Source organism: Pseudomonas sp. FW305-20, from assembly GCF_058788075.1.
Map to the genome: position 1 here is coordinate 230336 of NZ_JBYTAJ010000001.1, position 26031 is coordinate 256366.

22 protein-coding genes, 1 tRNA gene and 1 pseudogene are annotated in these 26031 nt (G+C 54.5%); 11 read left to right on the forward strand and 13 right to left on the reverse strand.

Annotated features, from left to right (window positions below; translation table 11 throughout):
• The first annotated feature begins 45 nt into the window (after positions 1–45).
• Positions 46–133, forward strand: a tRNA-Ser gene (locus tag AC3WP4_RS01080).
• Positions 134–453: 320 nt separating this feature from the next.
• Here the strand turns inward: AC3WP4_RS01080 and AC3WP4_RS01085 are convergent.
• The 6 genes and pseudogenes from AC3WP4_RS01085 to AC3WP4_RS01110 form a co-directional block, all read right to left on the reverse strand.
• Positions 454–681: pseudogene (locus AC3WP4_RS01085) on the reverse strand (reverse transcriptase domain-containing protein); the annotation flags it as partial.
• Positions 677–1588 (reverse strand): 2-hydroxyacid dehydrogenase, encoded by a 912-nt coding sequence (locus tag AC3WP4_RS01090; RefSeq protein ID WP_256581127.1) that lies wholly within the window; start codon positions 1586–1588, stop codon positions 677–679. The pseudogene AC3WP4_RS01085 and the gene AC3WP4_RS01090, both read right to left, overlap by 5 nt.
• A gap of 25 nt (positions 1589–1613) precedes the next feature.
• Positions 1614–2594, reverse strand: coding sequence for an isopenicillin N synthase family dioxygenase (locus AC3WP4_RS01095; protein ID WP_102614275.1), 981 nt, complete (start codon positions 2592–2594; stop codon positions 1614–1616).
• Positions 2595–2882: 288 nt separating this feature from the next.
• A complete protein-coding gene (locus tag AC3WP4_RS01100; RefSeq protein ID WP_102614274.1) occupies positions 2883–3782 on the reverse strand; it encodes a glycine betaine ABC transporter substrate-binding protein in 900 nt (299 codons plus the stop codon).
• Positions 3783–3924: 142 nt separating this feature from the next.
• Entirely contained in the window at positions 3925–4860 is a 936-nt protein-coding gene (locus AC3WP4_RS01105; protein WP_102614273.1) for an electron transfer flavoprotein subunit alpha/FixB family protein, read from the reverse strand.
• Positions 4860–5609: an electron transfer flavoprotein subunit beta/FixA family protein gene (locus tag AC3WP4_RS01110; protein WP_102614272.1), complete on the reverse strand. Its 750-nt coding sequence runs from the start codon at positions 5607–5609 to the stop codon at positions 4860–4862. Before AC3WP4_RS01110 ends, AC3WP4_RS01105 begins: the two co-directional genes overlap by 1 nt.
• A gap of 205 nt (positions 5610–5814) precedes the next feature.
• Between AC3WP4_RS01110 and AC3WP4_RS01115 the strand changes: the two genes are divergently transcribed.
• The 3 genes from AC3WP4_RS01115 to AC3WP4_RS01125 all read left to right on the forward strand — a co-directional run bounded on the left by AC3WP4_RS01115 (position 5815) and on the right by AC3WP4_RS01125 (position 9479).
• Positions 5815–7851 (forward strand): NADH:flavin oxidoreductase, encoded by a 2037-nt coding sequence (locus AC3WP4_RS01115; RefSeq protein WP_102614271.1) that lies wholly within the window; start codon positions 5815–5817, stop codon positions 7849–7851.
• 56 nt (positions 7852–7907) lie between these two features.
• Complete coding sequence (locus tag AC3WP4_RS01120; RefSeq protein WP_102614270.1) at positions 7908–9032, forward strand: S-(hydroxymethyl)glutathione dehydrogenase/class III alcohol dehydrogenase; 1125 nt, start codon at positions 7908–7910, stop codon at positions 9030–9032.
• Positions 9033–9095: 63 nt separating this feature from the next.
• Positions 9096–9479 carry a VOC family protein gene (locus AC3WP4_RS01125; protein WP_095631894.1) on the forward strand — a complete coding sequence of 128 codons (384 nt, stop codon included), beginning with the start codon at positions 9096–9098 and terminating at the stop codon, positions 9477–9479.
• A 70-nt stretch (positions 9480–9549) separates the two neighbouring features.
• On the opposite strand, the gene AC3WP4_RS01130 is transcribed toward AC3WP4_RS01125, so the two are convergent.
• Both AC3WP4_RS01130 and AC3WP4_RS01135 read right to left on the reverse strand, forming a co-directional pair.
• The gene (locus AC3WP4_RS01130; protein WP_102614269.1) at positions 9550–10326 is read right to left on the reverse strand and encodes a pyrroline-5-carboxylate reductase family protein; all 777 of its coding nucleotides are present in this window, start codon (positions 10324–10326) and stop codon (positions 9550–9552) included.
• Entirely contained in the window at positions 10316–11023 is a 708-nt protein-coding gene (locus AC3WP4_RS01135; RefSeq protein ID WP_095632016.1) for a TetR/AcrR family transcriptional regulator, read from the reverse strand. The genes AC3WP4_RS01130 and AC3WP4_RS01135 overlap by 11 nt, the downstream gene beginning before the upstream one ends.
• Positions 11024–11263: 240 nt before the next feature.
• On the opposite strand from AC3WP4_RS01135, the gene AC3WP4_RS01140 reads away from it, so the two are divergent.
• From AC3WP4_RS01140 to fdhA, 3 genes are all read left to right on the forward strand, one after another.
• Complete coding sequence (locus tag AC3WP4_RS01140; RefSeq protein ID WP_095942149.1) at positions 11264–12031, forward strand: SDR family NAD(P)-dependent oxidoreductase; 768 nt, start codon at positions 11264–11266, stop codon at positions 12029–12031.
• Positions 12032–12043: 12 nt separating this feature from the next.
• Positions 12044–12799 carry an SDR family NAD(P)-dependent oxidoreductase gene (locus AC3WP4_RS01145; RefSeq protein ID WP_102614268.1) on the forward strand — a complete coding sequence of 252 codons (756 nt, stop codon included), beginning with the start codon at positions 12044–12046 and terminating at the stop codon, positions 12797–12799.
• Between the two features lie 287 nt (positions 12800–13086).
• Complete coding sequence (gene fdhA / locus AC3WP4_RS01150; RefSeq protein WP_102614267.1) at positions 13087–14286, forward strand: formaldehyde dehydrogenase, glutathione-independent; 1200 nt, start codon at positions 13087–13089, stop codon at positions 14284–14286.
• A 103-nt stretch (positions 14287–14389) separates the two neighbouring features.
• On the opposite strand, the gene AC3WP4_RS01155 is transcribed toward fdhA, so the two are convergent.
• From AC3WP4_RS01155 to AC3WP4_RS01170, 4 genes are all read right to left on the reverse strand, one after another.
• Positions 14390–15307 (reverse strand): DMT family transporter, encoded by a 918-nt coding sequence (locus AC3WP4_RS01155; protein ID WP_102614266.1) that lies wholly within the window; start codon positions 15305–15307, stop codon positions 14390–14392.
• 200 nt (positions 15308–15507) lie between these two features.
• The gene (locus AC3WP4_RS01160) at positions 15508–16854 is read right to left on the reverse strand and encodes an NAD(P)/FAD-dependent oxidoreductase (RefSeq protein WP_102614265.1); all 1347 of its coding nucleotides are present in this window, start codon (positions 16852–16854) and stop codon (positions 15508–15510) included.
• On the reverse strand, positions 16851–18368 hold the full coding sequence (locus AC3WP4_RS01165; RefSeq protein ID WP_102614264.1) for an aldehyde dehydrogenase: 1518 nt from the start codon (positions 18366–18368) through the stop codon (positions 16851–16853). The genes AC3WP4_RS01160 and AC3WP4_RS01165 overlap by 4 nt, the downstream gene beginning before the upstream one ends.
• Positions 18361–19272, reverse strand: coding sequence for a dihydrodipicolinate synthase family protein (locus AC3WP4_RS01170; protein ID WP_102614263.1), 912 nt, complete (start codon positions 19270–19272; stop codon positions 18361–18363). Before AC3WP4_RS01170 ends, AC3WP4_RS01165 begins: the two co-directional genes overlap by 8 nt.
• A 789-nt stretch (positions 19273–20061) precedes the next feature.
• Between AC3WP4_RS01170 and AC3WP4_RS01175 the strand changes: the two genes are divergently transcribed.
• Positions 20062–21297: an aromatic ring-hydroxylating oxygenase subunit alpha gene (locus AC3WP4_RS01175; protein ID WP_102614262.1), complete on the forward strand. Its 1236-nt coding sequence runs from the start codon at positions 20062–20064 to the stop codon at positions 21295–21297.
• A 146-nt stretch (positions 21298–21443) separates the two neighbouring features.
• Here AC3WP4_RS01175 and AC3WP4_RS01180 read toward each other — a convergent pair whose 3' ends face one another.
• Positions 21444–22397, reverse strand: coding sequence for a LysR family transcriptional regulator (locus AC3WP4_RS01180; RefSeq protein WP_173860435.1), 954 nt, complete (start codon positions 22395–22397; stop codon positions 21444–21446).
• A gap of 448 nt (positions 22398–22845) precedes the next feature.
• Between AC3WP4_RS01180 and AC3WP4_RS01185 the strand changes: the two genes are divergently transcribed.
• The 3 genes from AC3WP4_RS01185 to proX all read left to right on the forward strand — a co-directional run bounded on the left by AC3WP4_RS01185 (position 22846) and on the right by proX (position 26009).
• Positions 22846–23883, forward strand: a complete 1038-nt coding sequence (locus AC3WP4_RS01185) for a quaternary amine ABC transporter ATP-binding protein (RefSeq protein ID WP_095631884.1) — start codon at positions 22846–22848, stop codon at positions 23881–23883.
• Between the two features lie 8 nt (positions 23884–23891).
• Positions 23892–24896, forward strand: a complete 1005-nt coding sequence (gene proW / locus AC3WP4_RS01190) for a glycine betaine/L-proline ABC transporter permease ProW (RefSeq protein WP_223527127.1) — start codon at positions 23892–23894, stop codon at positions 24894–24896.
• Between the two features lie 69 nt (positions 24897–24965).
• Entirely contained in the window at positions 24966–26009 is a 1044-nt protein-coding gene (gene proX, locus AC3WP4_RS01195) for a glycine betaine/L-proline ABC transporter substrate-binding protein ProX (RefSeq protein WP_173860436.1), read from the forward strand.
• Positions 26010–26031: the final 22 nt, after the last annotated feature.

Consider the following 26031-nt stretch of genomic DNA (forward strand, 5'->3'; position numbering starts at 1 on the left):
TGACAGTGTGTTTCATTCAGGTATTATGGCGCCCGCAACGCAAACGGAGGTGTGGCCGAGTGGTTTAAGGCAACGGTCTTGAAAACCGTCGACTGTAACAGGTCCATGAGTTCGAATCCCATCGCCTCCGCCATATTTGTATCGATAGAGCCCTGATTATTCAGGGCTTTGTCGTTTCTGGCTTTTGGAAAAATCGTCGAGCCCACACCTCAACCCACACCCTGGATGAAGTATGGCTTTTCGACCAGCGGCTAATTTTTCGAATGGTCTCTTACCTGTATCTGCAGCCGTGAAGAACGGGGTTTGAATCAGCGTCCGCAGGAAGCGCCGGAACGAAAACAGAGGTTGTGATCTCTTTTCGACACAGCCCAACAAACTACGCGTAAATCGGCATAGGGGTGGCCTTCATAGGCCGTTCCCCTGCGAGCAACCGACTCACTTGCGCCCAACTTACCGTTTGAACCGCTTTTTTGCCTTGTAAGACGCTACACACTTGACCTCGTTTCGGGAGAACCACAGTTCGTAGCCCAGAAACTTGCGACCCAATGCACTCGCCACCGCACTCTTGCTCTCGTTGACCCTCAAGTGCAGCTTTTCATACAGACGCTTCAGCAAAGCCATCACCCGCTGCCCGACCCTCTGGCTGCGCACGTAAACGTTCACATCATCGGCATATCTAATAGCCTTTAGACCGATCAACCACATTCAAGAGTGGCAGTCCCTCACACTCTCTTTGGAGATTCTCAACAATCACCGCCACACCACCTTCAATCTGCAAATCACTTGCAACATGAGGAGTCAGGAGCACTCGAGGGTGTTTCCAGAGTGGGTTGTCTTGGGCGGGAGGCTCTTGTACCAAAACATCCAGTACGGCACCTCCCAGACGGCCTTCATCCAACGCAGAGAGCAGATCCGCGTCTACAACGTGGGCGCCACGTCCCACGTTAATCAGTCCAGCGCCATAAGGGAGACAATCAAGCCTTGCTGCATTGAGTATTCCGTCTGTTTCGGGAGTCAGCGGCAACATGTTCACAACGATGTCGCACTGCCCTAAAAATTCCTCTAATTCGTCCAGGCCGACGTAACAGTGACCACCTGGCACCTCCTTCGAAGAACGACTCCAGCCGCTGAGTTGAAAGTCCAATGGCTGAAGGCGATCAAGCGCGGCGCGTCCGAGATTACCAACCCCCATGACACCAACACGCCGCTGTGAAGCGTGCACGATTGGTCGAGGTTGCCAGCGACCCCTGCGCTGATCCTCTTGGTAAGCGAGGATGTCTCGATGCAAGGCAAGAACACCAAACAGAACATACTCAGCCATGATGTCCGCCATCGAGCTATCTACCAGCCGTATGAGCGACACGTGAGCAGGCAAACGGGCCAAATCGAACTGATCAACTCCAGCCCCCGCAGCATAGAGGAGCCGAAGATTACCAAACTGCTCCACAAGGCTGGGAAGAGGCTCCCAAGCCAGGATGTAGTGCACCTCTGCCGGGTTACCGATATCAGGCCATTGGCGGAACTCTAGTTGAGGGGCGAGCGTTGACAGGCAATCTCGCCATTTCTGCGCATCGGCGGGATTGGCCATGTATAGGATGCACATTGAAAACCCCCTATTCGCCTTTCAAATGCGCATAGCTATCAACGAAACGCTTAAATTTGTGTTGGCCACACGTGTACGCTTCATACTTCGCGGGTAGAGCCTCACTCACGCAGGTTGGCACAGGTTCAACAACCGCATCGAAATCCAAATCAATAAAGAAAGGTATTGAATAGCGCTCTAGACCGCTGGTATTTATGACGCGATGCATTGTCGAGGTGTAGCGATCGTTGGTGAGGGTTTGAACCAGATCACCAATATTGACGATAAAAGTGCCTTCAACTGGAGGGGCAGTAACCCACTCCCCTGCACGGTTCCTGACTTGCAAACCGCCAACTGCATCTTGGGATAGGACCGTCAAGAAACCATAGTCCGTGTGCGCCCCAATACCAATCTCCTCTTGGGAAACTCTTCCGATCTGGGGCGGGTAACGCAAAATCCGCTGAATCGTGATGGGCTTACGCTGAAGGTGTTCAAAGTAATTTTGTGGTAGACCCAAGCTCAGCGCGATCCCACCAATAAGCATTCGCGCGAGTGCCAATACAGAGGAATGGTAATCTTCGGCAACCTTCTCAAATTGCGGCAGTGCCGACGGCATTTGATTAGGACCAAAAAATGGAGAGACCTCATCGTAATGAGCTCCGCAATCAAAACATTCTTTGAAATCGCGGGTATTAGCAGGATCGACGTTTTCCGCGTACATCGGTATATAACCACGTAGCGTGGGCCCGGAATTTACGACATTAAGCTTGTTCTTCTCATCAAAAGGAAGCTTGAAAAAGCTTTTGGTAAGCGCATACATCTCATCTATTAACTGCTGGTCAATACCGTGATTTTTTATATAAAAAAAACCCACCTTTTCGCATGCATCACCTATTTGGCTTGCCACCTCCTGTGGATTTTCGCCGTTTATGAGCGACGATATATCTATGACTGGAATTTCAGTGAAAGCTGTTTGTTTGCTAGCCAGACGAATATCAAATAACTCTGTCATGTATGTTCTCCTTTCAAGAATGTCAATTAGGCAGAAGATTTAGAAAGCACGGCGACGCCCTCTTTGATCTCACTGAGCCACATAATTCAACAGCATGCCCGCATGCTACTGCTCGTTTATTTTTCTCAAACTAATTTTCAAGAACCACTCATCATATAACGCCGCAAGGCAATACAATGGCCTGTGTCCGGCATTTATAAAAATCCGATCCAAAGATAAACACTCAACACCCTTCACTCACTGCAAAGGGCATCGAACTGCAAAATAGTGACAAAACAGTGGCCGTCGTCACTGGCCCGCTGTTGTTGCAGCAGTCGTGCCGTCAAACATTGCTGAAAAGCGGGGCTTGTTGGCTGAGTAGTATTCTGCAACTACCTTATCTGCCGAGCTATCACGCGCAGTAGCCATCATTTTCTCAAGGTCAGCTTTAGGGATTTTGAAGTTGGCGAAGAATCGAGCAACATCGGGGTGTTCTGCGCTAAAACCTTTGCGTGCGACCGCGTGGATTTGCTCAGAGCCTCCGAAAATCTGCTTCGGATCATCCAAATATCGCAGTGACCACTTGGAGAACATCCAGTGCGGGCTCCATGCGTTAATCAAAGACCACTTGTCACGTTTCAGATTACGGTCCAACTCGCTCAACATTCCAGACTCTGAAGAAGCGACCATCTTATAACCATCAAGACGATATTCTTTAATGGCCTTTTCCGTAAGTTTGTACTGACCATTACCCACTTCGGAAGTCAAAATCTTGCCGCCGAGTTTTTCCCTTACCTCTGGCTTGTTAAGGTCTTCGACACTGGCGATTTCACTGACAGGAATAGAAGTGGGTACCGCCATGCCAATCCGCCCCTCATAAAGCACCCCTAAGTCTTCGAGCTTGTCGCGGTATTTGTCATAAAAGGACTTGTGAGTGCTTGGCAGCCAAACCATAGGAATCAGGTCGATATTACCGTTAGCCAGCGCCTGGAACTGAATACCAATATCGGCCAGAACCAATTTAACCGGTTGCTTCAGGTGATCTCGCAACGCTGTGTCTGCCAGCTTTACAGCGATCTCCGTATCCGACCAATTCACCCAACCAATACGGATAGGCGCGGGCTCCTCGGCTTGAGCTATCAGGCTGCTGGAGATCATAACCAAACCTGCAAGCCAGCCGGTACAAGTTTTACTGGATAACGTAATCATGTGCATCTCCGCGTGCTGTATTAATAGTTATTGGCAGGACAGCAGAAGCATCAACTTCCCTCATAAAAATGCGAAGCTAATATTAAACTTTCAAATATAAAGTTTCGCACCTTGTTCTGCCATGGAATCATTATCAACTCACTCACAATGCCTGTTCGAGCGCCGGTAATGCCTCAAACAAATCCGCAACCAACATGTAATCTGCAACTTGGGCGATCGGCGCCTCAGCGTCCTGGTTGATCGCGACGATTACCTTTGATCCACTCATACCCGCCAGGTGTTGAATGGCGCCACTGATACCTGCGGCGATGTAGAGATCCGGTGCCACTATTTTCCCCGTCTGCCCGACTTGCAAGTCGTTGGGGGCAAAACCTGCGTCCACTGCAGCGCGTGATGCGCCTACGGCGCCACCGAGCTTGTCTGCAACACGTTCGATCAATGCAAAATTCGCTTTGCTCTGCATCCCGCGACCACCGGAAACGACGACACGAGCGCTCGACAGGTCAGGCCTTTCGCTCACCGTCAGCTGTTCGCTTACAAAGCTGACAGTGCTTGCACTGCGCCCCCCATTTACGGCCGTGACTTCGCAGCGATCCTGATGGGACGAGGCTTGGGCAAAAGCCGAGGCACGGAGGGTCAACAACTTGACTGAATCGATGGACTGAACGGTGGCGATCGCATTACCCGCATAAATGGGTCGCTCGAAAGTGTCTGCCGACACAATTTTGATGACGTCCGAAAGCATTCCGACATCCAGGCTGGCCGCTACCCGTGGCAACACATTGCGACCCATGCTGCTCGCATCGGCCATTACATGGGTATAAGTGTCGCCCACTAGCGAAGTGATCAGTGGCTGGACATTTTCGGCCAGCGTCTTCTCGAACATCTCATCCTGCGCGAGCAGCACTCGATGCAGGCCCTTGGTAAGCGCGGCCTGTTCCGCAACGTCTGATGCCTCCGCCCCTCCCATCACAAGCAAATCCGTTTCGAAGCCCAGATCGATAGCAGCAGTAATTGCACTCAACGTGCCTGCCGTGAGTTGACTACCTGTGTGCTCGGCTATAACCAATGTGCGCATCAAACTAACCCCGCCACGTTTCTCAGTTTTTCCACCAGTTCAGATACCGAACTGACGTTGATACCTGCTTTTCGCACTGGAGGTGGCGTCACCTTGAGCAGCCGGGTGTGCTCCCTCACGCTCGCGCCCAAGCCATCAGCGGCAATCACCTCGAGCGGTTTTTTCTTGGCCTTCATGATGTTCGGTAACGAGGCGTAGCGCGGTTCATTAAGGCGCAGATCACAGGTAACAACTGCGGGTGCCGTAAGGGCCACAACCTGGCTGCCACCATCGACTTCACGCTCAACAACCCATCGGCCATCGGCATAGCTGATGGCTGAGGCAAAGGTGGCCTGACCACTACCTATTAATTGCGCAACCATCTGCCCGGTCTGGTTGTTCTCCTGGTCGATAGCCTGTTTACCAAAAAGGATCAATTGAGGCTTTTCGTTATCGATCACTTTGCTTAGGTATTTGGCCACGTTGAGCGGCTCGAGCATCGCGTTCGTTTCCACCAGGAGTGCTCGATCTGCGCCAAGCGCTAATGCCGTACGTAATTGTTCTTGCGCAGCAGAAGTGCCAACTGAAACGACCACCACCTCGCAAACCACGCCTTTTTCCTTAAGGCGAATAGCTTCTTCCACTGCGATTTCGCAGAAAGGGTTCAAGGCCATTTTTACGCCATTCAGGTCGACGCCTGAACCATCGCCTTTAACACGAACTTTCACGTTCGGGTCGATGGCGCGTTTTACCGCTACGAGCACTTTCATAATTCCCTCGGGCACTCATCAATCGATGCAATGGATGAAAGGCGTGGATGAGCCAGTTCAGTCCTTGTTTTGACGGATGTTAATCCTGGATTTTTTGTTGCGCAAGCAAAATGTACACATGTGTCACCAACCATTGACACAGGTGTACATTTATCCTAATTTCTAGTCACCAAGCCTGATGAAGCCCACTTTGGAGCGCACCACGATGTCCAGCGATCCCTTGCTGCAACCCTATAAAATCAAGAATCTGACCCTCAGAAACCGGATCATGACCACCTCCCATGAACCGGCCTACCCTGTGGATGGCATGCCCAAGGATCTCTATCGCGCCTACCACGTGGAGCGCGCAAAGGCCGGTGTCGCCCTGACCATGACTGCCGGTTCCGCAGCCGTCTCCCGAGACAGCCCGCCGGTATTCAACAATGTGCTCGCCTACAAGGATGAAGTGGTCGGATGGTTGAAGGACCTGACCGATGAATGCCACGAACATGGCGCGGCAGTGATGATCCAGTTGACTCACCTGGGCCGCCGCACCCGCTGGGACAAGGCCGACTGGTTGCCGGTGGTGTCGCCGTCACACCGTCGCGAGGCTTCACACCGCTCCTTCCCGAAGAAAATGGAGGAATGGGACATTGAGCGGATCATCAAGGACTATGTAGACGCCGCGGAACGCATGAAGGCGGCAGGTCTCGATGGTCTGGAGCTTCAGGCTTACGGGCATTTGATGGACCAGTTCTGGTCGCCGTTGACCAATGACCTCGACGGCCCTTATGGCGGCTCGCTGGAAAACCGCATGCGCTTTACCTTCGACATCCTGCGTGGCATCCGCCAACGGGTCGGCGAAGACTTTCTGCTCGGGGTTCGCTACACCGGAGATGAAGAACTGCCCGGTGGCTTCAATGCCAGCGAGGGCATGCAGATATCCCACATGCTCAAGGACAGCGGACTGGTCGACTTCCTGAACGTGGTACGCGGCCACATCGATACGGACGCTGGCTTGACCGATGTCATCCCGATTCAGGGTATGCGCAACTCACCCCACCTCGACTTCGCTGGAGAGATCCGTTCGGCAACAGGCTTCCCGACCTTCCACGCGGCGAAGATTCCCGATGTTGCCACGGCGCGCTACGCGATCGCCTCGGGCAAAGTGGACATGGTGGGCATGACCCGCGCGCACATGACCGATCCGCACATCGTGCGCAAAATCATCGAGAAGCGCGAAGAAGATATTCGCCCGTGCGTCGGCGCCAACTATTGTCTGGATCGCATCTATCAGGGTGGCGCGGCCTACTGCATCCACAACGCAGCGACGGGGCGGGAAACCACCATGCCTCATGACATTCCCAAAGCCGCGGTCAAGCGCAAGGTGCTGGTGGTCGGTACGGGCCCTGCCGGGCTGGAAGCGGCGCGGGTCGCCGGTGAGCGCGGCCATGATGTAACGGTACTTGAGGCGGCTGACCAACCTGGCGGGCAGATTCGTCTGACGGCATTGAGCGAGCGTCGTCGCGAGATGATCAGCATCATTGATTGGCGCATGGCGCAATGCGAACGACTGGGGGTGAAGTTTCATTTCAACACCTGGGCCGAAGCCGACACCGTGCAAGCCTTCGAGCCTGACGTGGTCATCGTTGCGACCGGCGGTCTACCGGATACCGAGGTGCTCCGCAAAGGCAACGAACTCGTGGTTTCAACCTGGGACATCATTTCCGGTGACATCAAGCCCGGTCGCAACGTACTGATCTTCGACGATGCCGGGGATCATGCTGCTCTACAGGCAGCCGAAGTCATCGCCAATAGCGGCGCGAAAGTAGAAATCGTGACCCCTGACCGCTCGTTTGCACCTGAAGTCATGGCCATGAACCTGGTGCCCTACATGCGCAGCCTGCAGGACCTGGACGTCACCTTCACCGTCACCTATCGGGTCGACACAGTGGAAAAACGTGATGACGGGCTCGTTGCAACCTTTGGCAGCGATTACGGGCAGGTCCACAAGCAGCGCGTGGTCGATCAGGTGGTCGTCAACCACGGCACTCTTCCTCTGGACGACTTGTACTTCGACCTGCGTCCTCTCTCCACCAATGGCGGCGCGGTAGAGCAGCATGACCTGATAGCCGGCACGGCACAGAACATCGTCACCAATCCCGAAGGACGTTTCCAGCTGTTCCGGATCGGCGACGCCGTGTCTGCTCGCAACACCCACGCGGCCATCTACGACGCTTTGCGCCTGGTGAAAGAAATCTGAATTCGAGCCTTCATTCTTGTTGGAACGGAGGCTCGCCAAAAACAAGAGGGGGAACCATGTCAGCAGTGACCATTAAATCGAAGGCGGCAGTCGCTTTTGGCCCAGGACAGCCGTTGCAGCTGGTGGACATTGATGTCGCACCGCCCAAGGCTGGCGAAGTACGGGTGCGAATCGTGGCAACCGGTGTCTGCCACACGGATGCTTTTACTCTGTCGGGCGACGATCCCGAGGGGATCTTTCCTGCCGTATTGGGTCATGAGGGTGGCGGGATTGTCGAGTCGATCGGCGAAGGCGTGACGTCATTGTCGGTCGGCGACCATGTGATTCCGCTGTACACGGCCGAGTGCCGGCAATGCAAATTCTGTCTGTCGGGCAAGACCAACCTGTGCCAGGCAGTCAGAGCGACACAGAGCAAGGGCTTGATGCCTGACGGAACATCGCGCTTCTCCTTTGAGGGCCAGCCGGTGTTCCATTACATGGGCTGCTCGACCTTCTCCGAGTACACGGTATTGCCAGAGATCTCCCTGGCCAAAATCCCCAAGGATGCGCCTCTAGAGCAGGTGTGCCTGCTGGGCTGTGGCGTGACCACAGGCATAGGTGCCGTACTCAACACTGCCAAGGTCGAGGCCGGGGCAAGCGTTGCGATATTCGGGCTCGGCGGGATCGGGCTGGCGGCCATCATCGGCGCGAAAATGGCCAACGCCGGGCGAGTCATCGCCATTGATATCAACCCGGCCAAGCGGGACGTCGCCCTATCGCTCGGCGCCACCGATTTCATAAACCCCATGGACTATGACAAGCCCATCCAGGACGTGATTGTCGAGCTCACCGACGGTGGCGTGGACTATTCGTTTGAATGTGTCGGCAACGTCAAATTGATGCGAGCTGCTCTGGAGTGCTGCCACAAGGGCTGGGGTGAATCGATCATTATCGGTGTTGCCGGTGCGGGCCAGGAAATCAGTACCCGCCCTTTCCAACTGGTAACCGGGCGCGTCTGGCGTGGCAGCGCGTTTGGTGGAGTCAAGGGCCGCACGGAGCTTCCCAGCTACGTCGAGAAAGCGAGCACCGGCGAAATTCCACTGGAAACCTTCATCACTCACAACCTTGGCCTTTCAGACATCAACAAGGCTTTCGAATTGATGCATGCAGGGCAAAGCATCCGCACCGTCATTCATTTTTGACCAAGGCACTGCCGTGATACCGGCCAGCGCTCACACCCGCATCACAACCCAAAGGAAATCAAAATGTCTGTTTTTACCCATGTCACTGTCGGTACCAATGACCTTGCCGAAGCACGGACCTTCTATGATCGTGTTCTCAAAGAAATTGGTCTTAACCGTGTTGCCGACCTTGATGAATCCGGCTCCATTTGGGGCGTGGATAAACCGTCGTTCTTCGTGCTAAAACCCGCCAATGGCAATCCTGCCAACGTTGGCAATGGCGTGACCGTGAGTTTCGAAGCGCCAAGTCGCGCTGCAGTACATGCATTCCACGAAACCGCACTCGCGGCGGGTGGCACCTGTGAAGGCCAACCGGGTTCGCGTAGCTGGGCTGAAAATGCCTATGCCGCTTACGCTCGGGACCTTGATGGCAACAAACTGGCTGTCTACTGCTTCAAGGCCGAATAATCGCAATCGGTTGACGCTTTCTACAGTGAAGGCCCTTCAGCGGGCCTTCACTGTCTATCCCCTGCCCTGGCTACATTCCCCGACGCGCAACTTCAGCGCCGGCCTTTACCGCCGTCCCCACAATGGACTCGATGTTCTGATCGGCCATCGACTGCAGCGCTGCCGCCGTCACGCCACGATAAGCCATCAACGACTCAATCATTTGTCGCGGATCGCGGCTGGCAAGCATCTGGCCTCCCCCCACCACCACGCTTTGTGCAGCGTGTTGCGCGATGGCAAGTGGAATTCCTGCAGCCACCGCCTGATTAGTCAGCGCCATTTGCAACATCGCCGGGAAGGCCGGCCCAGTCCCGGACAATGCACTGAGATAATCAATACAGTCTTCATCAGGCACTTCGTCCGCCGAACCTACGCACTCGAACAGTCGCTGCACCCATTGGCGGTCGCGCTCAACAAGGTTTCCGGCACAGTACCAGGGCGTGAACGACTGCCTGATTTCCACGGCCGCATTCGGCATGGCCCGCACGATTACATCTGCACCGGTTGCCGCACTGATGACTGCCGCCGGAACTCCGGCCATCAGAGAAATCACTAACTTGCCGCGGGCGTTGATCAGCAGTTCGCGAAACTGCTCCGGCCGGATGGACAGCACGACAATATGGCTGAGGTCCACCAACTGCTGGTTGTCGGCCAGCAGCCTCACGCCTGGCTCGAAAGCACTGACGCCGGAGCGGTTCGAGATCAACAAATGGTCAGGCTTGATGAAGCCGCTTTCAAGGAGCGCCTGCGCGATTGCGCGCCCGAGCCAGCCGGTGCCCCCAATGATACCCAGGGTTCTATTCTCCATCGGCAGGAGACTCCTCGAATGTATCGACCAAGGGAACGAAAACACCGGGCTCTTTTTCTGCGTAGCCGAACTTTCCATAAAAGCGGTCCAGCTCGCGACGCTTCGGTACCTTGCCGGTAAACACGCTCACGTACTGAGGAATCCGTCGAAATCGCACGACAATATCTTCATTGGTTTTCATCGAGATGTAGCCGATCTGTGTGAGATAGATCGTCCTGGCCCGAACGTCAGCCCCCTCGACGTCGTAACCAAACCGTCGGAACATCGCGGCCAGGGCATTCATCCGCGCTTCATCGGCTAAAGCGATTTCAGCTTTGACTTCGTCCGATTGCAGCGCCCAACTGCGCACGGCAAATTCAAACTGCGAGTCGAACAGCTCAGGGTTCAGCCAGCACTCGAAGACGTTGAGAATCGCTTCGGAAATACTTTCTGCATAACTCTCACATTGGCTGACCATACCGCCGGTGTTCTTGTCCCGCCAACGAGCCAGGAGTGCCGCTAGCAGCTGTTCTCGATCTTCATAGAACCAGTAGAAGCTGGTACGAGACAAATTCAAACGCTTGGCCAGCGGCATCACCCGCACAGCATCCACACCCGACTCTTTGAGAGCATCGTAAGCGGCATCCAGCCAACCATCGACGGAGCCTCGCCAGCCTGCGTCCTGCGCTTTGGTTTTCGCCCTTCCTGTCTGTGACATTCGGGTTGCACCTTTCTTTGAAAATTCTTCGTCACTGTACACCTCGGAATCTGTGGCGTACACGGCATGTACATCGGCGTACATTTTTTAGACATATGTTCGCCATGCCAAGAGGATGTTGCGCGCGCGATTTTTTGGATAACGCCACGTCATCCTTTGGCCCAGTAAAAAAGTTGTTGGACGTTGCGATCCATTGAAACCAAATAATGGCTGCGCCAAAAACTTCAGGCAGGTTGCCCTATGAAATTCAATAATAAAGTGGTGGTCATTACCGGCGCTGCCGGCGGTGTCGGACAGGCGCTAGCACTATTGTTCGCCCGAGAAGGCGCCAAGCTTGTCTTGTCTGATCTTGATGAAGCCGGTTGCAAATCAATCTCCGCCAAAGTCCGTGACCTGGGCGCAGAAGTCCACTACGTGGCAGGCGATTTACGCCGAAAAGAATATTGCGAAGCGATTGTCCAAACGGCCGTCGATGTTTTTTCGGGGATCGACATCGTATTGAACAATGCGGGCATCATTCCCCGCGGCACGATTGAGGAAACCACCGACGACATGTGGTTCGACGCCATGGGCGTAAACCTGAATGCGGTGTTCTTCATTTGCCGTGCCGCGATACCGCACATGAAAAATCGCCCGGGCGCCGCAATCGTCAACACATCATCTGTCTGGGGCATTTATCCCGGCCCCGCTCATGTGGCGTATTGCACAAGCAAAGGGGCTGTTGCGGCATTAACCAAAAATCTGGGCCGCGATTGCGCCCCTTTGGGCATCCGTGTCAACGCCGTATGCCCGCACGAAATCAACACCCCGATGATACGCAGCGGCTTTGAGCGTCGCGGCCTGGATCCGGACAAAGCCGTGCAAGAACTGAACAAGAGCGTGCCATTAGGCCGCATCGCCGAGCCTGAAGACATTGCGGATGTCATCGCATTTCTGGCGTCCGACGAGGCCAGGTACATCGCCGGTGAAACGGTAGAAGTCACAGGCGCCAAGCCGGTATCCGGCTAAGGAGAGGTAGCGATGCTCAACGGTAAAAATGTAGTGGTGACCGGGGGCGGCAGAGGGATTGGCCGAGGCATCACCGAACAATTGCTTGAGGCGGGAGCTTCTGTGTTGATCGCTCAGCGTCAGGCACTGGACGCCGACTTGCAAAATCACCCTCAAGTCTATTTCGTCGAGGCTGATCTCGCCTCGATGGAGTCACCCAATTTGATTGCCAAGTTCGCCCAGGAGCAGCTTGGCGGAATCGATGTCCTGGTTAACAACGCCGGGTTCATGTTCGAGAAATCCATTGATGATATGAACGAGCAGGACTGGGATCGCATGATGGCAGTCAATCTGCGGGCGCCAGCATTCTTGTGCAAGGCGTTGGTGCCTCAGATGCGTCATCGAGGCGGTGGCAGCATCATCAACATCGGTTCGATCGAAGGCATAGGTGCCAACCCTGAACATGCCGCGTACTGTGCCTCCAAGGCCGGCATCCATGGGCTGACCCGAGCCTTGGCAATCGATCTCGGCCGGGACGGGATCCGCTGCAATGCCATTGCTCCAGGGTGGATCAATTCCGAGTTGAGTGATGCGTACCTCGCCGCTCAAGCTGATCCGCGTGCGGCGCGCCAGGCACTCCTGCGCCTTCACCCGGTCGGGCGTACCGGATTGCCGGCGGATGTTGGCGGGACAGTCGTTTTCCTGGCCTCCGAATCATCGGCCTTCATCACCGGGCAGGTGCTGGTGGTGGATGGTGGGCGCACGGCGAAACTACCACTGCCGTTTTGATCGAATTCGCCCAGCTCGGTCGGAACTGACGATGCCTCGAGAGTTCGCGTATGCACAGTTGAGCGTCCTGAAACTGGTGGCGAATGGGTGCTAAATGCTCTCGCCGGGTACTGATACCAGGCGTAGGATCGATACGATGACTGCTAATCATGCGTCGTTGGAAGGTGACTTCCAACCAATCTGCATTCACGCGCAAACGCAAGACATATACCGCCGCACTGTAAGGCCACGCGACCCTTCGCAGTACAAGGGCCGTGTTCTCACAACAACAAAAGCGAGGTGAAATCATGTCTGGTAATCGTGGTGTCGTGTATCTCGGCGCAGGCAAGGTCGAGGTGCAGACCATCCCCTATCCGAAAATGCAAGACCCGCGCGGCAAGCGCATTGACCATGGCGTGATCCTGCGCGTGGTTTCGACCAATATCTGCGGCTCCGACCAGCATATGGTACGTGGCCGGACCACGGCCCAGGTCGGGCTGGTGCTTGGCCATGAGATCACAGGCGAGGTAATCGAGAAGGGCCGCGACGTGGAGAACGTGCAGATCGGTGATCTGGTCTCGGTGCCGTTCAATGTCGCCTGCGGCCGTTGTCGCAGTTGCAAGGAACAGCACACAGGCGTTTGCCTGACGGTCAACCCGGCGCGCCCCGGCGGTGCCTATGGCTATGTGGACATGGGCGACTGGGTTGGCGGCCAGGCCGAATACGTGCTGGTGCCGTATGCCGACTTCAACCTGCTGAAGCTGCCTGATCGCGACAAGGCGATGGAGAAAATCCGCGACCTGACCTGCCTCTCCGATATCCTGCCGACCGGCTACCACGGCGCGGTGACCGCCGGTGTCGGCCCTGGCAGCACGGTGTATATCGCCGGTGCCGGTCCGGTCGGACTGGCTGCCGCCGCCTCCGCCCGTCTGCTGGGTGCGGCGGTAGTGATCGTCGGCGACGTCAATCCACTGCGTCTGGCCCATGCCAAGGCTCAGGGCTTCGAGATCGCCGACCTGACCAAGGACACTCCACTGCACGAGCAAATCGCCGACCTGCTCGGTGAGCCGGAAGTCGATTGTGCGGTCGATGCGGTGGGCTTCGAAGCCCGTGGCCACGGCCATGACGGCGCACAGCACGAGGCCCCGGCCGAAGTACTCAACGCGCTGATGGGCGTGGTGCGGGTCGCCGGCAATATCGGTATCCCCGGTCTGTATGTCACCGAAGACCCGGGCGCGGTCAACAAAGCCGCCAAGCATGGCAGCCTGAACATCCGTTTCGGCCTCGGCTGGGCCAAGTCCCACAGCTTCCACACCGGCCAGACCCCGACGATGAAGTACAACCGCCAGCTGATGCAGGCGATCATGTGGGACCGCATTCACATTGCCGAGGTCGTCGGCGTGCAAGTGATCAGCCTGGACGACGCGCCGCGCGGTTACCACGAGTTCGACGCCGGGGTGCCGAAGAAATTTGTCATGGACCCGCACAAGCTGTTTAGCGCGGCCTAAGGGGTAGGTTGGGAAAAGGGCAGCGTTGAGCTGCCCTTTTTTATCGCCGTGCCTCGCCCTGAAAACCAACCACGCATTGATTACTTCATACACTCAGGTGCGTTCACGCCTTTGCCTTAATCGCATACAGCCCACCAATAATCACCAACGCAGCACCGACAACCACCCAGGTGTCCGGGCGCTCGGCAAACACGATCACACCAATCAACGTGGCGAACACCAGAAGCGCATAGTTGAACGGCTGCAGGGAAGAAGCGGTCGCGTATTTCAGTGCTTGAATGAAGAGAATCTGTGCGACTACTCCGGTCAATGCCAGGATCCCCATCAAGAGGCCCTGGACTGGAGTCGGAGTCACCCATGCAGGCAGCCCCGCAAATGTGACCGTCAGGGCACCCACACTTGCCATGTAGAGCATGTTCGTTGCGAAGGAGTCGTGCTGGCTAATCCGGCGCGTCAATACGTTGAACACCGCGAACGCCAAAGCAGCCAGCAGGGGGATCAGCGCCGCGAGTTCAAAGACGCCCGCGCCTGGTCGGAGAATGATCAGTGTGCCGGTGAACCCTATCGCCGCAGCAACCCAGCGCCGCAGCCCTATGAACTCCCCAAGCACCGACCCCGCCAATGCCAGTGTCATCAGCGGAAATACGGCATAGAGTGCATGCATTTCGGCCAGGCCCAAATATCGTAGCCCCACTGCAAACAGTACGGTTTCACCCACAGCCAGCAACGCTCGAATGATTTGCAGCCAGGGGTGCTTACTGCGAAACGACGCTTTTGCCCTACCGTGGCAGGCGGCATATCCGAGTGCAAAAACGACAAACACCCAATAGCGCATCATGACCAGTTGGGCGACCGGGAAGTCTTTGACAAGCACCTTGGTTATTCCGTCCTGGCTCGCAAAGATAAGCATTGAAAGCAGGCATAGAAAGATCCCGAGTCGTGGCCTCGCGACCCCAGGATTAGCGGCGACAGTGGGCGCAGTATTTTTTGTTCGGTCGCTCTTCAATCGCAACTCGGCCATGCCCTCCTCCTTAAAATTTCAGCAACGGCCTGTTTTTTACTTCGCCATTCGCATTTCTCTCGAAGGCCGGTAACCAAAACTCATCACGCCCACAAGCGCGAGCGCGCAGGATGCCTTCCAGATATTTCTCATGGATTATTCCGTTCTTATTAGTGACTTGTTAAACGGCCTTTATTGGAAAGTCCGACAACTTAAATTTGTTAACCTTCTCGCCCGGCCCAAAACTCATGCCAGCGAATAACCGAACTGACGCCCAGTTTCGTTATTATTTTAGGTGGTAGCTTGCTGGGGCCTGGTGCGTGACAGAAGCTATCGAGAAACGCCGAACGCGTGCCCGATGCCAACTCCGCAGCCATCACACCTGCCAGGGTGCTTTTCACAGTACCCAGTCCATTTTCGCAACATGCCGAATACAGATTTTCTTCAATCTCGCCAAATGCCGCAGCACTGTTACGACTTAAGCACAGGCGGCCGGCCCAACTGAATTCCAACGCCGTGGATTTCAGCTCGGGAAAGCGCGCATCCAGGGAGTGACGCTGCTCCTTAGCCACCGCAGCTACCTGCTCTGGAGTGACTTGGATGCTCGGTTCATAGGTGAACTTTGTCCGAATGACAATTCGCGAGAGACCGTCTGAAGAGATCTTGCGAACGGTCGCTCCCATTGGATCAGCCGGCAGCAACGCCCACTTGGCTTTGCCCGGCACCTCTTTCCTGAATTCATCATCACTGTATGCCGCCGTCATGGACGCGTAAGTGAAGACGTGCAGCAGGCGCCCTTGATAATGGCCGAAGTTTTCAATGTGCCCGTTAACCCCCAGGATGACCTTGGGTGCGTGCACCGTACCGTTATGAGATCGAGCGCTCCAACCGCTTCCCTGCTTGGTCAACTCAATAATCGGAGAGCGCTCGAACAGCGTGATTTTCCCGTCGAGCCCTGCTGCCAGGTCTCTAATGTATTGCGCGGGTTGAATCATCACCGCGCCGGGAGTGTAGATCCCACCGTGGTAATAGGTGGACCCGGTGATTTCACGCATTTGCGCGGCATCAAACATCTCGAACTTTTCGCCAATGCGCTCAAGGGATTGAGCGTAATTGACGTTCAGCTTCAATCCCCGCTCAGTGGCGGCCGCGTTGATCTTCCCTGAAGGGTCGAAGGTGTCGGCGGACATGCCGTACTCCCGCGCAGCTTCAGCGGCAAATGCAATCGCAAAACGATTTTGCGTGATTTCCAGGGCCGTTGCAGACTCGCTCGCCACGGAGTATTCCCCGGACGACAGACTGTGCGGCACATCGATCATGAAACCAGAGTTTCTGCCCGCCGGCCCCTTGGCGACTTCATGAGCATCGACCACAACAATGCTGTCACCCGGGTGTAACTGTGAAAGCCTGCGAGCAGCGGACAGGCCAGCAAAACCTGCACCGATAATCAGCCAATCCGCCGTCACGTTTCCATCAAGCATGCGGACAGGCGCAGTGCGTGCGGAAATCGCCTCCCAACCTGAAACCCCGGTATCTACCGGCAGGCGCTTGATGGTATGGGTGCTCATTTTTCGGTCTCTTCGTCCGACCGATCAGACACATCGATCCAGATGGTTTTGATTTCGGTGTACTGGTCATGGGCGAAAATGGATTTGTCCCGACCGCCGAAGCCCGACTCCTTGTAGCCACCGAATGGTGTCGATGCGTCGCCCTCACCAAAGCAGTTCACGGTAACGATGCCCGCGCGAATTTCCCGCGACAACTTGATTGCCCGCCGCAGACTGCCTGTATATACCGAGGCGGCCAAGCCGTAGACCGTGTCATTGGCCAACGCAATGGCTTCGCTGATCGTGTTGAACGTGGTGACCGAAAGGATCGGGCCGAAGATCTCTTCCTGGAACAGCCGGTCGTCTCGACCAACACCGTCAATCACCGTTGGCTCTACAAAGGCACCGTTTTGGGTCGCGCCACCGTAAACAACTTGAAGCTTTCCGGCGGTGGCGTGCTCAAGGTACGACTTCACTTTTGCGAAATGCTCTGGGCTGACCAGCGACCCTACGCGATTCTGCGGATCGAGTGGGTCACCCATCTTCCATTCGCGGATGTAGGCGCCCATGCGCTCCAGCAGCTCGTCTTTAACAGACGCATGGACGATCAGACGTGAAGTCGCGGAGCAGTTTTCGCCCATGTTCCAGAATGCGCCATTGACGACATGCTGAGCGACGAGATCCAGGTCTTGGGCATCGTCCATCACCACGGCCGGATTTTTTCCGCCGCACTCAAGGACGATGCGTTTCAGGTTCGAATCGGCGGCGTAATGCAGGAAACGGCGGCCGGTCGCGGTGGAGCCGGTGAAGCTGACCATGTCGACATCGTTATGCAAACCGATGGGCTCACCAACGTCTTTACCCGTGCCGGTGACAATGTTGAGTACACCAGCGGGTATACCGGCTTCAAACGCCAGCTGAGCGACACGCAGCGTAGTCAGCGAGGTTTGTTCAGCAGGTTTGACGATGACCGAACAGCCCGCAGCAAGCGCCGGACCGATTTTCCAGGCAAGCATCAGCAGCGGGAAGTTCCAGGGCAATACACAGCCCACCACGCCGATCGGCTCCCGGACCACCATGGTCAGCGCGTCGCTGCCAACCGGTGCTGTGTTGTCATAAATCTTGTCAATCAGTTCTGCGTGCCAGCGGATCGTGTGGATGGTGTCCGGGATGTCGACCAACTGACATTCACTGACCGGTTTGCCGCTATCGAGACTTTCGAGGACGGCCAGTTCGTGTTGATGGCTTTCAAGCAGGTTTGCAAACTTCAACAGAACCGCTTTGCGCTCCCGAGGAGAGATAGATCTCCAGCGTCCATCCTCAAATGCCTCCTTGGCATTGCTCACTGCGAAGTCGACATCATCGGACGAACACGCTGCAACGTCGGTCAAAAAGTCACCGGTCGCCGGATTGTTCGTGGCGAAGGTTCTGCCAGAGATCGCGGGGTTGAACGCGCCATTGATGAACGCCTTGGATGGCAACGAAATGTCTTTGGCCAGAGCGGCATATTCGGCCTTGCTCAGAAGATCACCCATGGCTGGCTCCCGAAGAAATGTTGGCTACGTTACGTTTGAGTTCTGTAATGACCGACGCGAAACTCTGTTTTTCGTCCGCTTCAAGTGGCTGCAATGGCAGGCGCACGTTACCGACTTTCAATCCCGCAACTTCGCAGCCGTACTTGATCGACTGCACGAACTTGCCACCGTCCAACGCATTCATCAGCGGCATCATCGCCGACATGATTTGACGGCCTTTGTCGAAGTTCTTTTCGATCACGCAGGCTTCATAAAGCGCAACGTGTTCCTTGGGCAAAAAGTTGGAACCTGCGCACACCCAACTGCGGGCGCCCCAGGCAAAAAACTCAAGGGCCTGGTCGTCCCATCCGCAGGACAAGGCGATGTTGGGGAACTGCCGGGCCAGCCTATGCACCTGGCCCATGTCGCCAGAACTTTCCTTGATGGCGACAACGTTTTTCGATTGGCTGACACGCGTGAAATATTCTTCGTCCATCGAAACGCACATGCGCCCCGGATAGTTGTAAAGCATGATCGGCAAGTCCGCTGCGCGATCGATAGTGAGCGCGTGAATCGCGTTTTCCTGTGAGGTTGGCAGCGCATAAGGCGGGGACGTGACGAGAATGGCGTCAGCTTTGATCGATTTGGCATCCTTGGCGTACTGAACCGCATCTTCGGTACGAATCGCCCCGGTACTGACGATCAGTTGCACCCGAGTGCCGATCACATCTTTGGCGTAGGCCGCCAACTCGGTGCGTTCTTCGGAGGTCTGCGCATAATACTCGCCGGTCGACCCGCCGATAATAATGCCGTGCACCTTAGCCTCAATCAGCGACTCCAAAACTTGCGAGTACACATTCCAGTCAATCTCCCCGTCCGAGTTATAAGGAGTTACTGCTGGCGTATAAATACCTTCAAATTTCAAGATAAATGCTCCGAATGCGAGTCAGGTGGAAGATAAACGAGCGCGTCAGCGTTGATGCCTTGAGGCGCAATAAAAAACTCCATATTTCACGGGACACAGGCCCTGACGTTTAAAGTCCCTGCAAAGAGCAGTTTTCTGCTTTCACAAATGACCTGCAGAGGCTGTGTTACCAACTAGTGCGGTGGACTGCTGAATCCAGACTCGCATGCGCCAAGAAGGTGGTCAATAGTGTGTATTGCTGCCGCATACCTTTCTGAAAGGGTAAATCCTTCAGCCAATAAAATTAATTTCCCTTAATAATCAACAATATAAAAAATCATCGCCGAAGCGACGGCATCAATCGATAACATTTGTTTATGCATTGATAAGAGTAAATGTTTCTTGTTGACGCACGATTGCCGTCGTAGCCTTACAACAGCGATATTCTACCGATACATTGGATAAAGATTTTCTCGTACAGTCGTCTCATTAATTAAGATCTGGTTTCCCAGGCTCGAATTAAGGTGATGTAGAAATATAGCTATTGATGCAAACATTGGCATTCCGGAAATGTCTGCATGAGTAAGGACTTGAACGAAATGAGTGCACGGATGGCACCACCATCCAAGAAGGCACACTTTTCGTAAGGCGCTTTCTGGACGTGGTAAACCGTTCCGGTTCGCGGATAGAAGCAGCACAGTTTGATGGGCTTGCATCCTCAGACGGTACTGCGAACTCAAGACCGTTTGGCCTCACCTCGCTGAGCAGGCTGAACGTTTCGCCCCCTTGGTATTTTGGAGTGTGTTGACCGTGAGCACTAAATCGGCAGTTTCAAATCTTATCGCGCAGCGCAAGCCTGACCACGCGCTGCCAGGTGCCCTTTATAGCGATCCAGACGTTTACAGGCAGGATCTGCAACAGATCTGGCACAAAAGCTGGATCTTCGCAGGGCACACATTTGAGCTGGAGAAGTCAGGTCAGTACCTGTCGCTGCAAATCGGCGACTACCCTGTCGCTATCGTGCGCGGCGCAGACAAGCAGATTCGTGCATTCCACAACGCCTGCCGCCATCGCGGTTCCAAGGTGTGCCCGGAAGCCAGCGGCAAAGTTGCCAAACTGGTGTGCCCTTACCACAAATGGACATTCGAGCTGGACGGCAAACTGCTTTTCGCCGGGAACATGGGGGACGATTTCGACAAGTCTCAGCATGGGTTGAAGTCGGTGCATTGTGAGGTCGTCGAAACGTACATCTATGTGTGCGTTGCAGAGGTCGCCCCAGACTTTTCGTCGTTCAGAAAATCCGTCACCCCTTTCGTTGCGCCTCATAACCTGGACGACTGCAAAGTCGCGTTTGAGTCGAACATCATTGAGAAAGGCAACTGGAAACTGGTTTTCGAGAACAACCGTGAGTGCTACCACTGCGATTGTACTCACCCGGAATTGATGCACTCATTCGTGGACAACCCATCGGTGGGTGGCGCCGGCGGCGATGAAGATCCCGAACTCAAAGAGCACTGGGATCGCTGCGAGGCGGCAGGTCTGCCTAGCCGATTGGTCATGGATGATAAAGGTCGTTTCAGAATGACGCGCATTCCCCTGTTTTCCGGGGCTGTCAGCTACACAATGGATGGCAAGCCTGCGGTCGCTGGCCGGTTGGACACCACCGGAGAAGCCAACATCGGAGCGCTGCTGTATTTCAACTACCCATCAACCTGGAACCACTTTCTGGGCGATCACGCGCTGAGCTTCCGCGTACTGCCCATTGGTCCGGGCGAGACGTTGGTCACCACAAAATGGATCGTCAAGAAGGACGCGCAAGAAGGTGTCGACTACGACATCGATCACCTGACCAAGGTTTGGCTTGCAACCAATGACCAGGATCGCACCTTGGTTGAAGGGGCACAGGTCGGCGTCAGTTCTCCTGCTTATGAGCCTGGCCCATTGTCGGTAGCCAGCGAAATTGGTGTGTGTCAATTTGATGATTGGTACTGCAAAACGATGCTTGATCAGCTCAATGACACCATCCCGTTAAGATCTGTCGGCTAAGTGCAACACTGCCGGTGGTGAGAATCATGAATGATCACCACCGGCATCCCCTTCAGTTCTGCCTTGAGCAATACCTGTTGGCGGTGGAGCTCCCCGCACCTCGAGTGATTGCTCAATCACGGCCGCCTTCCTTTCTTCTAAACGGCTCAGGAAAACTGGGCCAGAATCCAGTCGCGTAGCCGGCAACAGGCGTCGTCATTGATCCGGTCTTCACGAAATGTCAGATAGTGCTGGCTTTCATGGAGAACCACTTCCTCGTCGATCGGCCGAATCAGCGTGCCGTTTTCGATCAGGTTCTCGACCAGATGATTCCAGCCCAGCGCTACACCTTGGTGTGTCAACACCATGCTAATCACCAGGTTGTAGTCATTCGCGTTGAAAACGTGAGGACTGTCGTGGGGGCGTTTCTCGATATCAACATCGTGATAAGCCAGCCAAACACCCCAGTCGACGTGCTCCGCTACCTGGGATCTTCCATAGGGGCTGAGGTTTAGCAAAACCCCGTCGCGTAATCCTTCCAGGCTGGATAGCTCAGGGTGCTCCGCTTTGTAACGAGGCGTGCACACCGGGTAGATGACGTCATGGAACAACGGATAGCTACGATACCCATCCTGAATCCTGGCCATCTTGGTGATGAAGATGTCCGGAGTTACACCCGGCTCCATCGACAAAAAGTTTTGAGTGGTTACCAGATTGAGGTCGATGTCTGCGTTCTTGGTAAAAAACCCCGGCAGCTTCGCTGCGAGCCAGAGGGCTGAAAACGCGGGAGAACAGCAAAGCGTCAGCGTGCGTTTGCCTGCATTGTTGGTGCGAATGCGCTCCGCCGCTTGGGAAATATTGACGAAAGATAGCTGTGCCGCATCAAAAAAAATGGACCCGGCTTCCGTCAACTCGACCGCTCGACCCACCCTCTTGAAAAGATCCACCCCAAGGTACGCCTCAAGCTCCCGAATCTGACGGCTGATTGCCGCTTGGGTAACGCACAGCGCTTCAGCCGCACGCGTAAAGCTCTGATATTTGGCGGCGGCTACGAATGACTTCACTGCTTTCAGAGACGGCATTTTCAGCAGCGTCATGTCTGGATCGATGTGCTTAACCATAACCTAGAGTATTGAATATCCGGTTTGGGGCCTTTCGGAGGGCCGTTTGGGATGAGATCGGCCGAAGGGTTGCACCTAGAGCCTAAACTGGAGCGTAGCTGAAACAGTGGGTCTAAGACAGGCCCAGCGGCAGTGGTCTTCGCAACTAGCACTGTCGCAGTCGCAATTTGACCTATTTAAATGATTGATAACATCACGTTATTGATTGGCGGGAAGAAATGTTGTTAGACGCTGACCCTATTAGGTAATAACTTGGTTCTCAAGGAACTGCTTAATTCAGCGCCGATAAAACAAAAACAATAAACATCACATAATAAAGAGGATGGTCACAATGACTAATTCCCAATCTGTCTCCCATTTTGTCTGCCCCCACAAGCACCGTCTTAACTGATCAAGACACGTACACCTAAATTCTTGATCTTACGTCGTAATTGCAGCAGGAGGGGTTATGAGTCTTGGTGACGAGATACTCTCGGTAAAAAACATTTACAAAGTCTTTGGTACTCAGCCAAAGCTCGCGATGGAGATGCTGGCTCGCGGTGCTGACAAGAATGAAATTTTCAGCAAAACCGGTCAAGTCGTTGGCGTTTTTGATGCCAGTTTCTCCGTAAAACGCGGTGAGATTTTCGTCATCATGGGACTTTCCGGCTCTGGAAAGTCGACGATGGTTCGGCTGTTCAACCGACTGATCGAACCGACCTCGGGCACCATCCATCTCAACGGCCAGGAAATCACCGGTCTGTCAGATGCTGATCTCCTCAGCGTTCGTCGCAAAGACATGAGCATGGTGTTTCAGTCATTCGCCCTGATGCCCCACATGAGTGTGATCGACAACGTCGCTTTCGGCCTGGAAATCTCGGGTGTCGAGGAAAGTGAACGGCATAAACGTGCACTCGAGGCACTCAAACAGGTGGGGCTCGATGGCCACGCCTACAGCTATCCGCATCAACTGTCCGGCGGCATGCAGCAGCGGGTAGGTCTAGCCCGAGCGCTGGCCAACGATCCCGCCATCCTGCTGATGGATGAAGCCTTCTCGGCACTCGACCCACTGATTCGCCACGAAATGCAGGGCGAACTGATCCGTCTGCAGGCAGAACAGCATCGCACCATCATCTTCATCTCCCATGACATTGACGAGGCTATTCGCATCGGCCATCGCATCGCGATCATGGAGGGTGGTCAGGTCGTTCAGATCGGTACCCCGCAAGAGCTGCTTTGCAACCCAGCGAACGATTACGTCAGAGCTTTCTTCAAAGGCTTTGATGCCTCGAAGATCCTCAAGGCGGGTGATGTCGCCAAAATTTGCGCAGAGCATCCGTACGCCATGGATCACTCCACTCCTACGCTTCGCGACGATGTACTTCTGCAGGACGTCTTTCACATCGTTGCTGATGCCGTTAATCCAGTTGCCGTGCTCGATCGCCAGGGTGTGTTCAAAGGCACGATCTCCAAGAGCCTACTGCTTCAAACAATGAGCCGACACTAACAGGCTCTATTTGCTGGCTTGCCAGGCTCGGACATTCAGGTGATGACATGAACGAATTCAATTTCCTAGACCCCTTTCAATCCATCAACGTCCCTTTGGGCCAATGGGTAGAAGTTGCCCTGAACTTTCTGGTTCATAATTTCCGCGAGGTTTTCCGATCGATAAGATGGCCAATCGACCAAGTACTTAATGGTATTCAGTTCGGATTGTTGGCTATTCCTCCGTCAATATTCATTATTATTGCAACGCTCTTCGGCTGGCAGATAGGAGGGAAAAAGATAGGCATACTTTGTTTCGTCACCCTCACTCTCTTAGGAGTGATCGGCGTATGGAATGACGCCATGATCACCCTCGCCCTGGTGCTCACTTCACTGTTTTTCTGTGCAGTTATTGGCATTCCGCTGGGCGTCCTGTGTGCCCGAAGTGACCGACTAGAGATGCTTCTGCGCCCGGTACTCGATGCAATGCAAACACTGCCTGCATTTGTTTATCTGGTGCCCGTGGTGATGCTGTTTGGCATCGGTAACGTACCGGGAGTACTGGTCACGATCATCTTTTCGGTCGCACCACTGGTCAGGCTCACCAATTTGGGCATTCGCCAGGTACCGGAAGACAAGGTTGAAGCTGCACGGGCTTTCGGATGCACCCCACGCCAGATGCTGAGGCGGGTTCAACTTCCCTTAGCTGCACCGACGATCATGGCGGGTCTGAATCAGGCATTGATGTTGTCACTGTCCATGGTGGTGATCGCTTCAATGATATCGGTTGGTGGACTGGGGATGATGGTACTTCGAGGGATTGGCCGCCTCGATATGGGCTTGGCAACCGTCGGTGGATTGGGTCTGGTATTGCTGGCGATTTTCCTCGACCGACTGACCCAGGCAATGGGCGAACGCAGTAACAGGGCAACCAAAGGTGAACACTGGTACCAGACAGGACCGGCGGGCGTCATTTATCGCCTGAAAAGAAAAAACACTGTCATGAAAATAGAAGTCAGTCCTAAAGAAAGCTAACTCCGCTAAGCGGCGCGTCGTGAACCAAAAGAAATGCCAACTTCTTTAATCCAGCCAAGGCAAACGATAATGAACTTCACAACCTTCGGAATAAAACAGAAATTCATTCACTCTGTGGCGCTTTTAGTACTAGCGGTCTCCCCTGTTTTCGCATCAGCCGCCACGGCGCAGGAGCCCGGAAAAGGTATATCAATCACCCCGATTTTCCCGTCAATTGCCGAAGAGCGATTTCGCGGAGAGATCGCAATGGCGGGGCTCAAGGAATTGGGCTACGACGTTCAGACGCCTAAGGAAACCGAATACTCCACCATGATGATTGCGATTGCCAATGGTGACGCTGATTTCTCGGTTCATCTGTGGGAGGAACTGCACAAATCGTTCTACGCTAAGGCCGGCGGTGATGAAGCGATGGTGAAAACCGGCAATATTATGCCGGGCGTACTACAGGGCTACATGATCGATAAGAAAACGGCTGACCAGTATCACATCACCTCTCTTGATGATTTGAAAAAGCCAGAGATTGCCAAGCTGTTCGATAGTAACGGTGACGGTAAAGCGGACCTGACTGGTTGCAACCCCGGCTGGGGCTGTGAGCTGATCATTGCCCACCATATGAAAGCCTATGGCCTGGATAAGACTGTCACAAATAACCAGGGCTCCTATTTTGCCCTGATGGCCGACACCATTGCTCGTTACAAAGAAGGCAAGCCGATTCTCTATTACACCTGGGTACCTCAGTGGATCTCCGGTGTTCTGATCGAAGGTAAAGATGTTGTTTGGTTAACCGTGCCACGTACGGATCTTCCAGGTGGTAAAAACGATGTCAACACTACCTTCAACGGTAAAAACCTTGGTTTCGCGGTCGACAGTGTCAGAGCCGTCATCAACAAAGAGTTCGCCGAGAAAAATCCGGCTGCCGTGAAGTTCCTGTCTGAAATGCAGATCTCTACTGACGATGAAAGCGCGCAAAATCTCAAAATGCACAATGGTGAAAAAAGTGCAGCTGACATTACTCGTCACGCCAAAGAATGGATCGCGGCCCATCACGCGAAATACAACAGCTGGCTGGTAGACGCACGAGCCGCGGCTAATACCGCCACCGCAAAAAATTAATCCCGTCATTTAAATCTGCATA